14 protein-coding genes are annotated in these 13,031 nt (G+C 45.2%); all 14 read left to right on the forward strand.

Going from position 1 to position 13,031, the window contains the following annotated elements; genetic code table 11:
• The first annotated feature begins 4 nt into the window (after positions 1 to 4).
• Positions 5 to 793: a FliA/WhiG family RNA polymerase sigma factor gene (locus M3629_RS04375; protein ID WP_123064471.1), complete on the forward strand. Its 789-nt coding sequence runs from the start codon at positions 5 to 7 to the stop codon at positions 791 to 793.
• A gap of 60 nt (positions 794 to 853) precedes the next feature.
• Entirely contained in the window at positions 854 to 2,263 is a 1,410-nt protein-coding gene (locus M3629_RS04380; protein WP_251503044.1) for a DUF342 domain-containing protein, read from the forward strand.
• 51 nt (positions 2,264 to 2,314) lie between these two features.
• Complete coding sequence (locus tag M3629_RS04385) at positions 2,315 to 2,629, forward strand: hypothetical protein (protein WP_251503045.1); 315 nt, start codon at positions 2,315 to 2,317, stop codon at positions 2,627 to 2,629.
• A 63-nt stretch (positions 2,630 to 2,692) separates the two neighbouring features.
• Complete coding sequence (locus M3629_RS04390; protein WP_251503046.1) at positions 2,693 to 3,268, forward strand: hypothetical protein; 576 nt, start codon at positions 2,693 to 2,695, stop codon at positions 3,266 to 3,268.
• A gap of 2 nt (positions 3,269 to 3,270) precedes the next feature.
• Entirely contained in the window at positions 3,271 to 3,897 is a 627-nt protein-coding gene (locus M3629_RS04395; RefSeq protein WP_251503047.1) for an endolytic transglycosylase MltG, read from the forward strand.
• Positions 3,898 to 4,140: 243 nt separating this feature from the next.
• On the forward strand, positions 4,141 to 4,839 hold the full coding sequence (gene rpsB, locus M3629_RS04400) for a 30S ribosomal protein S2 (RefSeq protein WP_024630243.1): 699 nt from the start codon (positions 4,141 to 4,143) through the stop codon (positions 4,837 to 4,839).
• A 117-nt stretch (positions 4,840 to 4,956) separates the two neighbouring features.
• The gene (gene tsf, locus M3629_RS04405) at positions 4,957 to 5,607 is read left to right on the forward strand and encodes a translation elongation factor Ts (RefSeq protein ID WP_056700641.1); all 651 of its coding nucleotides are present in this window, start codon (positions 4,957 to 4,959) and stop codon (positions 5,605 to 5,607) included.
• Positions 5,608 to 5,838: 231 nt separating this feature from the next.
• Positions 5,839 to 6,567: a UMP kinase gene (gene pyrH / locus M3629_RS04410; protein ID WP_090923844.1), complete on the forward strand. Its 729-nt coding sequence runs from the start codon at positions 5,839 to 5,841 to the stop codon at positions 6,565 to 6,567.
• Positions 6,567 to 7,121: a ribosome recycling factor gene (gene frr, locus M3629_RS04415; protein WP_090923843.1), complete on the forward strand. Its 555-nt coding sequence runs from the start codon at positions 6,567 to 6,569 to the stop codon at positions 7,119 to 7,121. The genes pyrH and frr overlap by 1 nt, the downstream gene beginning before the upstream one ends.
• An 89-nt stretch (positions 7,122 to 7,210) precedes the next feature.
• The gene (locus tag M3629_RS04420) at positions 7,211 to 7,978 is read left to right on the forward strand and encodes an isoprenyl transferase (RefSeq protein ID WP_251503048.1); all 768 of its coding nucleotides are present in this window, start codon (positions 7,211 to 7,213) and stop codon (positions 7,976 to 7,978) included.
• 16 nt (positions 7,979 to 7,994) lie between these two features.
• Positions 7,995 to 8,789, forward strand: coding sequence for a phosphatidate cytidylyltransferase (locus M3629_RS04425; RefSeq protein ID WP_251503049.1), 795 nt, complete (start codon positions 7,995 to 7,997; stop codon positions 8,787 to 8,789).
• Positions 8,790 to 8,861: 72 nt separating this feature from the next.
• Positions 8,862 to 10,001 carry a 1-deoxy-D-xylulose-5-phosphate reductoisomerase gene (locus M3629_RS04430; protein ID WP_251503050.1) on the forward strand — a complete coding sequence of 380 codons (1,140 nt, stop codon included), beginning with the start codon at positions 8,862 to 8,864 and terminating at the stop codon, positions 9,999 to 10,001.
• A 114-nt stretch (positions 10,002 to 10,115) separates the two neighbouring features.
• Positions 10,116 to 11,387, forward strand: a complete 1,272-nt coding sequence (gene rseP, locus M3629_RS04435) for an RIP metalloprotease RseP (protein WP_251503051.1) — start codon at positions 10,116 to 10,118, stop codon at positions 11,385 to 11,387.
• 62 nt (positions 11,388 to 11,449) lie between these two features.
• On the forward strand, positions 11,450 to 12,904 hold the full coding sequence (proS, locus tag M3629_RS04440) for a proline--tRNA ligase (RefSeq protein WP_251503052.1): 1,455 nt from the start codon (positions 11,450 to 11,452) through the stop codon (positions 12,902 to 12,904).
• Positions 12,905 to 13,031: the final 127 nt, after the last annotated feature.

Raw genomic sequence — 13,031 nt, forward strand, 5'->3', positions numbered from 1 at the left:
GCAATTGAACGAGCGTAAAGCTTCACATTTGAACCATTCAGATCTGTGGGAAAAGTGGAAAGAATATGGAGATCTTGAAGCAAAGAAAATGTTGATCGAAAAATATCTTCATATTGTTAACTATGTGTCAGGCCGTCTGGCTGTGGGATTACCCAAAAATGTTCCAAAAGATGACTTGGAAAGCAATGGGGTAATGGGTCTCATTGATGCATTGGAAAAATTCGATTATGAACGCGGTTTGCAATTCGAGACATACGCTTCATGGAGGGTTCGCGGAGCCATACTCGACGGATTGCGTCAGGGGGACTGGGTTCCCAGATCAGTACGTGAAAAAGCGAAACGGATTGAAGATGCCTACCAGCAATTGGAGCAGACCTATTTGCGTTCAGTCAGTGATGAAGAAATGAGTCAGTATCTGGACGTGTCAACCAAGGATTTTCAACATATGCTTCAGGAGGTGGCAGTTATGTCGCTCTGCTCGTTGGAAGATCCGATCCGGGAAGAAGAGTCAGAGACACGTCTGTCTTTAATGGTAGATGAAAAAGCCAAAAATCCGGATTATAAAGTCAATGAGTTTTATCTAAAAGAAGCGCTGGTCCAAGGGCTTGAGAAGCTGACAGTGAAAGAACGAACGGTGGTCTCTCTTTTATATTATGAGGACCTTTCTCTAAGTGAAATTGCAGAGGTTATGTCTCTTTCACCGTCTCGAATATCCCAATTACATTCCAAAGCCATATTGCGTCTTCGCGGCACACTGGATAAACAAAAAGATTTACTGATGCGTAAAGACTAGAGAGCAAAAGTTAACCACATGTATAGGGAGTGGACAGGCAACTAAGGAGGAAGATCTGCGTTGACACAACAGACTGTTATGGAAAAATCACTAAACGTTGTTTTATCCGATGATAAATGTATCGCTTATCTTGAATACTACAACGAAGAAGAAGGCTTTTCCTGTACCACGGAAGAGCTTGAACAATTTGTGGGTAGCAAGGGCATTAAACATGGTCTATTGCGAGAAGCATTATTAGTTTTTGTGAATAACCCGTCTGCCTACCTGAAAGACAAGTGCAAGATAGCCGAAGGCGTTTCTCCTGTGCAAGGGATCGATGGATATATTCAAGTTTTGATTGGTAAAGAAGATGATAGCGAGCAGCGGCCGCTTGAAGCAGAAGATGGAAAAGTGGATTACAAAGAGCTGATCCGATTAGACAATGTGCGCAGTGGTCAGATTATTGCAAAGCGTATTGATCCTGTGGACGGCATACCAGGCAAAGCAGTGACCGGTGAAGAGATCCCTTTTCGTTCCGGAAAAGAGGCCCGATTCAAAGTCGGAAAAAACGTTGTTGTCAGTCCTGACGGTTCTGCGATGTATGCAGCAATTGACGGCTTGGTGAGTAGAACAGATGGAAACAAACTTAACGTATTTCCAGTGTATGAAGTCAATGGTGATGTCGATTATAAGCATGGAAATATTGATTTTGTAGGTAACGTTGTAATCCGAGGCAATGTACTTACTGGCTTTAAGGTGAAAGCGGCAGGTGACATTCGTGTTGCCGGAGGTGTCGAAGGAGCAGAACTGGAGGCAGGCGGCTCTATCGAAATTACCGGTGGGATCATCGGTTACAACAAAGGTTTAATTCATGCCGGACATCATGTGAAATGCACATTCATACAAGAAGGCAATGTTGATGCGGGTGAAGATGTGCTCGTGTCCCAAAGTATTATGCACTCCAATGTCCGTGCGGGTCATGCTGTAATCTGTGCAGGAACAAAAGGACTTATCGTTGGCGGTTCAATACAGGCGGGAGAGCATGTATCTGCGCGTGTTGTAGGTAACACAATGTCTACAGTCACCTCGATTGAGGTTGGGGTGTTACCAAGACTCCGAAACGAAATGAATGAATTACGTAAGGAAATGAGAGAACAGATGGACTCCTTGGACAAAACCAAGAAAGCATTGACTCTTCTGGACCAACTAGCGGCAGCAGGACAACTAACGCCAGACAAGATGGCAATGAGAATCAAATTAAACTCAACTCAAAAATCAGCTCTTCATCAGACTGAAGAAATGAAAATGCGTATCTTGGAAATTGAAAAGGTACTTGAAGATACAAGTAGAGCTCGTGTTGATATTTTGAAGATGATCTACGGGGGCTCTAAAATAGTTATCGGCAGATATACGAAATTTATTAAAGATCCCGTCAGCCGAATGTCATTTCATTATCAGGACGGAGATATTACCATGGTGCCGTACGTTTAAAACCAGCAACAGCCTTTTGAGGAAATCCATTCGAAACCGTGAGGTGAGCGTATGAGTTTCAAAGCAGTGGAGTTGCAGATTGCGGTACCACGAACGAGTGAAGCGGGACGGTATCAAAGTGAAGCGCAGCAGAGACCGATCACCGACCAGAATCTGATCGCCAAACAGACGACTAGAGAAGCCAATGAAGCACGGCAGCGCAGTGAAGCCATGGCTGAGACATCACATACTTCGGTACGAGATGGTCATGCGGACGGGGGAGAACAGCATAGTGGGACTGATGGAGGGGAGACGATGGATGAGCAGGAACACTCCAAACCTGCCGAGCATCCCTACAAAGGTAAACATATCGATCTCTCTATGTAAAAGACTTCAAACATGCTCAAAGCTTGCGCCCGAGGGTGTTCGTAACAAAAGGAGAGAAGCAATTTGTCACCATGGATCATTATTGTCATACTAGGAGCTTGTGCAATTGCTTATGCATTCATTATGCCTCGAAAAGACAAAGTACAGCAGCCATCCCATCAGTTGGTGCAGGAGATGGAGTCCACGCTCGAACATTACATGACAGAGATTGAACAAGATAACGATGCTCTTATTCAACGTGTAGCTGAACTTAAAGGGGAAGCCACTGCAGCAGATCAGCGAATGCAGTCACAGCTTCAGGAATTGCAACAACGGCTTGACCAGCTGGAACAACAGAAGGTCAAGACCGCTGAACCCCATCCTGCAGAGATCATGATGGGCCAGAGATCAGAGGGCTTACAAGCACTAAGCCTCATGGACAGTGTTATGGCTGAAACGAATCAACCAATTGCATCAGCAGAAGATCTACAAGGTAATTCAGAAGAAGATCCCAAGCATGAATCGATTAAAGATCGTTACAAAGAGCTTTTTTGGCTACATGATAAAGGAAAGTCTATGGATGCTATTTCTAGACAAACAGGCATACAGCTTGGTGAGGTGCAATTAATACTGCAACTTGCAGAGCGGGAGGAGAGCTGACCATGGACAAGCGATCTTTGTGGATTGGTATTGGAAGTGGCATGATCACGGGAGCAATCTTGCTTCAACTAGCCACGGTGGGGCAAAAAGCCTTGTCTGATAGTAATCTGGAACCTGTACAACCTGACAACTGGACGAAAGAACAATTGGAAACAGCAGCAAAGAGTTTAGATATGAAACTGGTTGGTTCCCAAGACGAGTTGTATACGGAAGCAGAGTGGGTGTCAAAGAAAAAGCAGGAAAGCAGTCAGATGCAGGGAAAGTCGGCTGAAACACCAGAGCAAACTACCTCTGCTGCACAACCGACAGAACCAAAGCAGCCGCAGCAGCCAGAGTCCAGCAATGTTAAGGGACAAACACAGACAAATCAACCAAAGACAAATACGCCTGTGACGCCAACTAAATCTAATGGACCCGCTGTAACATTTAAGGTTCGTTCCGGAAATAGTTTGGCTATGGTTGCCGAAAATCTGAAAGAAGCCGGTATTGTGGACGATACACAAGCCTTTATCAAGGCAGGAAAGGCTCAAGGTATCAATAAAAAAATTCAAGTGGGCACATACTCTCTTGAAAAGGGTGAAAGTTTTAAGTCGATTATCGCCAAAATTACCAAAGAACCGTCAAGCTGAGCGTACATGCTCGGACTGGACGGTTCTTTTTGATGATAGGTGGATGATTTTTGCTATCATAAGGACAAAAAAATTAGATTCAGATAATGTTGCAACAGACTGACACTTATGATATATTAGATAACGGTGTTAAAACACACGCTGTGCTAATTTTGTTGAGGGTGCTTTCCTGATGGAGAGTCTTAGCGAAAAATGATGCTGGCGGAGGACACAATAAAAAACCATATTAGGAGGTGTGTGAAGATGGCAGTAATCTCCATGAAGCAGCTTCTCGAAGCTGGGGTACACTTCGGTCACCAGACTCGTCGTTGGAACCCAAAAATGGATCGTTATATCTTCACTGAAAGAAACGGAATTTATATCATCGATTTGCAAAAAACGGTGAAAAAAGTCGAAGAGGCTTACAACTTCGTTAAAGGAATCGCAGGCGAGAACGGTACTATTCTTTTCGTAGGTACTAAGAAACAAGCTCAAGATTCCGTTAAAGAAGAAGCTGAACGCGCTGGTCAATTCTACATTAACCAACGTTGGCTCGGCGGTACCCTGACTAACTTCTCTACTATTCAAAAACGTATTGATCGTTTGAAACAGTTGGAAGCTTGGGAAGAAGACGGTACTTTCGCTGTTCTGCCTAAAAAAGAAGTAATCTTGCTTCGCAAAGAAAAAGATCGTCTCGAGAAATTCTTGGGCGGTATTAAAAATATGAAAGGCCTGCCTAGCGCCTTGTTCATCATCGATCCGCGCAAAGAGCGTATCGCTGTTGCTGAAGCTCGCAAATTGGGTATCCCAATCGTTGGTATCGTTGATACTAACTGCGATCCAGACGAGATCGATTATGTTATCCCAGGTAATGACGACGCGATCCGCGCTGTTAAATTGCTGACAGGTAAAATGGCTGATGCCGTTATCGAAGCTAACCAAGGCGAAGAAACTTCCGCTTAATAGTTTTCGAACATAACATTCATGAATTAAATGAAAAGGGTGGTTGGTAGGTGGATAACCTCTCACTGCCCTTTTTTTAGAGTGTAAGTACAATACTTAATCTGGAGGGAATTTATAATGGCAGTTAATGCGAGTGCAGTAAAAGAACTTCGCGAAAGAACGGGCGCTGGTATGCTCGATTGTAAAAAAGCACTGGAAGAAGCAAACGGTGATGTAACGAAAGCAGCTGAATTGTTGCGTGAAAAAGGTCTTTCTGCAGCAGCAAGCAAAGCAGGCCGTGCAGCTACTGAAGGCGCTGTAGAATCTTACATCCACGCTGGCGGACGTATCGGTGTCTTGGTTGAAGTTAACTGCGAAACTGACTTCGTTGGTAAAACAGATCAATTTAAGGATTTCGTTAGAGACGTAGCTATGCAAATCGCTGCAGCTAATCCTAAATATGTTACACGCGAAGAAGTTCCTACAGATGAGTTGGAAAAAGAAAAAGAAATCTTGAAAGCTCAAGCTCTTAACGAAGGTAAACCAGAAAAAATCATTGAGAAAATGGTTGAAGGCCGTATCGGTAAATACTACGAAGAATATTGCCTGATGGAACAAACTTTTGTTAAAGATCCAGATAAAACAATTTCCCAATTGTTGAATGAAAAAATCAGCCAAATTGGTGAAAACATCTCCATCCGTCGTTTCGTTCGTTACGAACTGGGTGAAGGTTTGGAGAAAAAAGTGGATAACTTCGTAGAAGAAGTTATGTCCCAAGTTAACAAATAAGACGTTATCAAGCCGACAATGCAGGATTGATTTTCGAAGATATAAGAATGATGAAACTTCGAAGCGTAAACTCCCTTATATCTCAGGAAAACAATGACTGAACGGCAATTTGTTTTTCCTAAAAGAGCGGAACACTTCTGTGTTCCTTTCTTTTTAAGCAGGAGTCCATGCGCGAGAAGTTTTGTTGGTTGGACACTGGAAGGTGTTCAATTCAAAGTGGAGGGTGAACAATTGGAACAGCCAGTATTTAAACGTGTTGTCTTAAAGGTGAGCGGAGAGTCTCTTTCCGGTCAAAACGGCTATGGCATTGATGCAGTAACGATCTCATCCATTGCCCAGCAGGTAAAAGATGTAGTTGCGCTTGGCGTACAGGTTGCGATTGTATGCGGCGGAGGAAACATCTGGCGCGGTATTGCTGGCAGTGAAAACGGGATTGATCGTGCAACTGCGGACTATATGGGTATGCTCGCGACGGTGATGAACTCTCTGGCGCTGCAAGACGCACTTGAACAGATTGAAGTGCCAACTCGTGTGCAGACATCAATTGCTATGCAGCAGATTGCTGAGCCGTACATTCGTCGTAAAGCCATTCGTCATCTGGAGAAAGGCCGTGTCGTTATTTTTGCAGCAGGTACAGGTAATCCGTTCTTCTCCACGGATACAACAGCAGCACTGCGCGCAGCGGAGATTGAAGCAGAAGTGATCTTGATGGCCAAGAATAAAGTGGATGGTGTCTATTCGGCAGATCCATTCAAAGACAGCACAGCTGAAAAGTTTGAGCAGTTGACATACCTGGATGTACTTAACAAAAACCTTGGCGTAATGGATTCAACGGCGTCCTCGCTCTGCATGGATAACAACATTCCGTTGATTGTATTCAACATTACTGAACAAGGTAACATCAAACGTGTTGTTCTGGGCGAGCGTATCGGAACAATCGTTAAAGGGAGTGTAGATTAATGCCACAAGCAGTTAAACAACATGCTGAAGAGCGTATGGAAAAAGCGATTCAGGCATTGCGCCGTGACCTAGCTACGTTGCGTGCAGGCCGTGCAACGCCTGCTCTTCTGGATCGTGTGCAAGTCGAGTATTATGGTGCAATGACACCTCTGAACCAATTGGCAAATATCAGTACACCGGATTCCCGGACATTGATGATTCAGCCTTGGGACAAATCAGCGATGAGTGATATCGAACGTGCGATTATGAAATCAGACCTGGGTCTGACCCCGGCTAACGATGGCAGTATGATTCGTCTCGCTATTCCGCCGCTGACGGAAGAGCGTAGAGCTGAGCTTGTCAAACTAACCAAAAAGTTTGGCGAAGAAGGTAAAGTTGCGATTCGTAACATTCGCCGTGATGCGAATGATGATATTAAGAAGATGGAAAAGTCCGAGATTTCCGAAGATGAATCCCGGAGACATCAGGACGACATTCAAAAGTCGACTGATAAATTTATCGCTGAAGTCGATAAGGTACTTGCTGCCAAAGAAAAAGAAATCATGGAAGTGTAAGACAAGCGCAGCCCCTCCAATACGGTGGGGTTTTGTCTCTTTTTCCAAGCTTCAGATGAAGAAACTTCAGGGATTTTGGAGGAACAGGAATGATCAAACGGGTTCGGTCGTGGTGGAATGGGGCTGACAAGCAGGAAACGCTGACTATATCCGAGGATAATATCCCGCAGCACGTCGCCATCATCATGGACGGCAATGGACGATGGGCCAAACGTTTGGGTCTCCCGCGTATAGCTGGACACCAGAACGGCATGAAGGCAGTTAAACGTGCAACCATCGCGGCGGATGAACTGGGCATCAAATATCTGACGATGTACGCTTTTTCGACAGAAAACTGGACGCGTCCAAAAGAAGAAGTGGATTTTCTGATGAGACTTCCGCAAGAATTTTTGGCTATTGAGTTAGAAGAACTGATCGAAAAAAATGTACGAATCCGTATGATGGGACATGAGGAACATCTGCCTTCCCATACGGTTAATGCTTTACGGGAAGCCATTCGTCTTACGGAACATAACACTGGTCTGGTGTTAAACTTTGCGATGAACTATGGAAGCCGCCGGGAAATGACGGAATGTGTGAAAGACATTGCTCTGCAGGTGAAGTCGGGGGAACTGGCTGCAGAAGACATCACACCTGAACTTATTGACAAACATATGCTGACCGCAGATATGCCAGATCCGGATTTGTTGATTCGAACGAGTGGAGAACTGCGACTAAGCAATTTTATGTTATGGCAGCTTGCATATAGCGAATTATGGTTTACGGATATATACTGGCCCGAATTTGGCAAACAGCATCTGCTTGAAGCAGTAGCCGAATATCAGCGCAGAACAAGGCGTTACGGCGGTTTGAAATAGATGGAGGATGAAGCCGTTGAAACAGCGATTAACGACTGGAATTATTGCAGGTGTGTTGTTTTTGGGTTTTTGTATGCTTGGCGGACCTTGGTATCACGGGTTGGTCTTGCTTATGGCTCTCATCGGTTATTATGAGTTTGTAAAAATGACCGGGGTGGCGCCTTCTTCAGGTGTAGCCCTAATCGGATATGCTGGAATTGTTTCTATGGTATTTCCTTGGGAAATGGTATGGGATGTAAGACCGTTATCTTTGTTTCAAATTGCGTGGATCATTATGCTTATTTTGATGACCGCCTCGGTTGTCACTAAGAACAGACTGCCGATTAACACAATTGCTATGCTTTTTATCGGCGTTTTGTATATTGGGACGGGATTTTATTACATCGCAGAATCTAGACATTTACATCATGGTTTATTCTGGACGTTCCTTCTATTAGGGTCAATCTGGGCAAGTGATGCCGGAGCATATTTTGTGGGCAAATGGATTGGGAAAAATAAACTTTGGCCTTCGATCAGTCCGAACAAAACCGTCGAAGGGGCACTCGGCGGCATTGTCATTGCGATTGCTACCGCGGTGGTGTTTGCCCTGGTATCAGACGGCTTACTCTCCTGGCAGAGAGCAATTCTAATCGGGATTGCTAGTGCAGTAGTGGGACAGATGGGGGACTTGATCCAGTCAGCCTACAAACGCGTTTACAACATTAAGGATTCAGGCAATCTTCTTCCTGGGCATGGTGGTATTCTGGATCGGTGCGACAGCTGGATTGTGGTGTTTCCATTTGTACATATACTGATGCTACTGCCTTACTAGAAGAAGACAGCTTCAAGATGACTAAGGTGGCTCGCCCACAAGCATCGGATTCGTTAGAGGTGAGGTGCAGCAATGAAAAGAATAGCGATTCTCGGTTCGACAGGGTCGATTGGGACACAGACATTGGATGTTGTTGACATGCATCCAGAACACTTTCAAGTGGAAGCACTAGCTGCAGGGGGCAATACAGATTTACTGATCGAACAGGCTAGACGTTATCAGCCAAAAAAGGTTTCGGTAGGCTCAAAAGAGTTAGCTGATAAAATCTCTCCACATATGCCGGTAGGCACGAAAGTGTATTACGGTTCGGAAGGCCTCATAGAGATTGCAGCGGGAACCGATGCAGACACCGTTGTTACGGCTGTCGTAGGAAGTGTCGGACTGGAGTCTACGCTTGCGGCGATTGAGTCTGGAAAACAGATTGGACTTGCCAACAAGGAGACCTTGGTTACCGCGGGGCACATCGTTACAGAGAGAGCTGCTGCCAAAGGCGTTTCGATTTTGCCTGTAGACAGTGAGCATTCGGCTATTTTCCAGTGTTTAAATGGAGAGAATCGTTCCAGTGTGGCAGGAATTACCCTGACAGCGTCAGGTGGTTCGTTTCGACATCTTACACGAGAGCAACTACAACAGGTGACTGTAGAGGATGCACTTAAGCATCCAAACTGGTCAATGGGCTCAAAAATCACGATTGATTCCGCAACGATGGTTAACAAAGGCCTTGAAGTCATTGAGGCACATTGGTTGTTTGGTCTTGACTATGAGCAGATTAATGTACTACTTCATCCCGAAAGCATCATTCATTCCTACGTGGAATTTGAAGACACAAGTATCATTGCGCAGCTTGGTACTCCGGATATGCGCGTCCCCATTCAATATGCTTTAACCTATCCTGACCGTATGCCTTCTCCGGCCAAACGATTGTCTCTTGCCCAAGTTGGACAACTTCATTTTAGGGAGATGGATATGGAACGTTTCCCGTGTTTAAGAATGGCTTATGAATGTGGTAAAATGGGAGGGACTGCAACGACGGCTTTTAATGCAGCCAACGAGGTTGCTGTAGCACGTTTCTTGCGGAAAGAGATTTCATTCCTTAAAATAGAAGATATCATTGCTTCTGTGCTGGAAGCGCACCGGAATGTGGACAATCCTGATCTGGAACAAATTGCTGCCTGTGATCAGGATAGCCGCAAGCTTGCGTCCTTGCTGTAATCTCTTTTTTTCGAGACCAATGGAAAGAAGCGATTCTCTTGTGCGGCATTAGAGAATAATGATAGTCTAGAGGGACAGACTGCGGTACGTGCCGTGAAGGAGGATGGATAGGGATTGGAAACCATACAAGTGGTATTTCTAACGGTGCTCATGTTCTTTGTCATCGTAACGGTGCATGAATGGGGGCATTATTATTTTGCCAAGCGCGCCGGCATTCTTGTACGGGAATTTGCGATCGGTTTTGGTCCCAAATTATTCTCATATAAAAGAAATGAGACGCAGTTCACCCTGCGCTTGCTGCCTTTTGGCGGATATGCACGGATGGCGGGAGAAGACCCGGAACTGATTGAAATCCAGGAAGGACAGACCATAGCGGTACGAACTGTGGACGATCAGGTCAAAATGATCTATCTGGATCAACTGGATAACCGTAAAAATGTAATTCGCGGAGAAGTGATCTCCATTGATATGGAGAACGCGCTTAAGTTACAACTGGATGTAGATGGTGAATTGCAGCATTACGTAATTCATCCGCAAGCGATGTTGATCAGCCGTGGCAAACAGACTCAGATTGCTCCTAAAGATCGGCAGTTTGGCAGCAAAACGGTGGCTCAACGCGCCTTGGCTATTTTTGCAGGCCCACTCATGAACTTTATTCTTGCTTTTGTTCTGTTCGCTGTTTATGCATTGATGGCAGGTGTACCGGTTGAAAATCCGAAAAATCTGCAGATTGGCGAAGTGTTTAAAGGCGGGGCAGCGGATCAGGCCAATTTGCAAAAAGGTGATATTATCGAAACCATTAATGGTACCGTGATCGGTATAGATTCGAAAAAAATGGTGACGATGATTGCCGAATCCAAAGACAAGCCGATGGAATGGACCCTGCGCCGGGGTAGCGAGACATTTAACGTTACGATCACACCTCGTGCGGTAGAAGGTCAGGAAGGCGGGAAGGTTGGCATTGCGCCTGTTTTGCCTACACGTTCTGTTGGATTTGTAGAAATGTTTAAGTTCTCTGGCTTAGCTATGGTGGATACGACCAAGGTTATCTTTGAAGGGTTCAGACATTTGATTAATCAGTTTAGCATGGATGACATTGGTGGACCCGTGCGGACGTTTGAGGTTACTGGTCAAATTGCCAAGCAAGGTATTGAGCAATTAACAAGATGGGCAGCCATTTTAAGCCTATATTTGGGAATCTTTAATTTGCTCCCGATTCCTGCGCTGGACGGCAGTCGTCTCGTTTTCCTTGGAATCGAAGCGTTGCGTGGACGTCCGGTTGATCCTAACCGGGAAGGCATGGTGCATTTTGTTGGGTTCGCAATGCTCTTTGTGTTAATGCTGGCAGTAACATATAATGATATACTACGTTTAATTAACGGATAATTACGGTTTGACTATGTGCTGAGTATTCAGTAGTAGTCGTTATGGGAGGACGCAGGAGTCATATGTCAAAGGAAAACGATAAACAGTTTGTGACAGAAATTACACCACAGGGTGAAGATTTCTCTCGCTGGTACATTGATGTTATTAAAAAAGCGGATCTGATGGACTACTCACCAGTTCGTGGCTGTATTGTATTTAAACCAGACGGTTTCGAAATTTGGGAGCACATTAAAGATGAGATGGATCGCCGCTTCCGTGAAACGGGTCACCGCAACGCATACTTCCCAATGTTCATTCCCGAAAGCTTTTTCCAAAAGGAAAAAGAGCACGTAGAAGGATTTAACCCCGAATTGCCTTGGGTAACCGAAGCAGGCGGAGAAAAGCTCGAGGAACGTTTGGCGATCCGGCCCACTTCCGAGACCATTATTGGACATATGTACTCCAAATGGATTCAGTCCTATCGTGATCTGCCAGTATTGATTAACCAATGGGCTAACGTGGTTCGTTGGGAAAAGAGAACGTTGCCGTTCCTTCGCACGAGTGAGTTCCTGTGGCAAGAGGGACATACAGCGCATGAGACAGAAGAAGAAGCTCGCGAAGAAACGATGAAAATGCTTGAAATCTACCGTGAAGTAGTCGAAGAATACCTTGCCATTCCGGTTATTACGGGGCAGAAGACCAAATCCGAGAAGTTTGCCGGGGCAGTGGATACGTTCTCGATTGAAGCCATGATGAAAGATGGACGTGCCGTACAGGCAGGTACTTCTCACTACATGGGAACTAATTTTGCCAAAGCCTTTGAGATTCAATATTTGAGCCGTAATAACGTTTTGGAACTTGCGCATACCACTTCATGGGGTACAAGTACACGTTTGATCGGAGCTTTGATTATGGTTCACGGGGATGACCGCGGTCTTGTATTGCCGCCTAAAGTGGCACCAACTCAAGTGGTAATGATCCCGATTGGACCACCAAAAACACGTGATGCCGTTGTAGGTCGTGCGGATGAACTGTTCGCTGAACTGAAAAAGGCTGGTATCCGTGTGAAAATGGATGATCGCAGTGACGTTCGTCCAGGCTGGAAGTTTAACGAGTATGAGATGCGCGGTGTACCGATCCGTTTGGAGATTGGCCCTCGTGACATGGAAAATGGCGTATGCGTGCTTGTCTCTCGGATCACTGGAGAGAAGAAAGTGGTTGAGCAAGCGAACCTCGTTGAAGAAATTCAAACGATGTTGACACAAGTTCAGTCGGATATGCTTGAACGTGCACGTACATTTATGTCAGACAACTTCTACTCCGTAGACACACTGGATGAGATGAAAGAACTGATGGAAAACAAACGCGGATTTACATTGGCTGGCTGGTGTGGATCGGAAGCATGTGAAGATAAAGTAAGAGAAGTCACAGGTGCGACTAGCCGGAACATCCCGTTCCAGCCTGCGGAAGAAAAGCATACATGCCTGGCTTGCGGTGAAAAAGCGCAGCACACTGTTGTGTTTGCAAGAGCATACTAATCATAATGGCTTGATAAAGAGGACCTATTCGCTGGTTTAGTAATGAATGAAGAGCTTCTGTCAGATAAAATGGATCGGTGCGGGTTCGGATCGGGGACATTTTTGAATACAGAAGCTTTTCATGTTT

Source organism: Paenibacillus polysaccharolyticus (genome assembly GCF_023714295.1).
Lineage (GTDB): Bacteria > Bacillota > Bacilli > Paenibacillales > Paenibacillaceae > Paenibacillus > Paenibacillus polysaccharolyticus_A.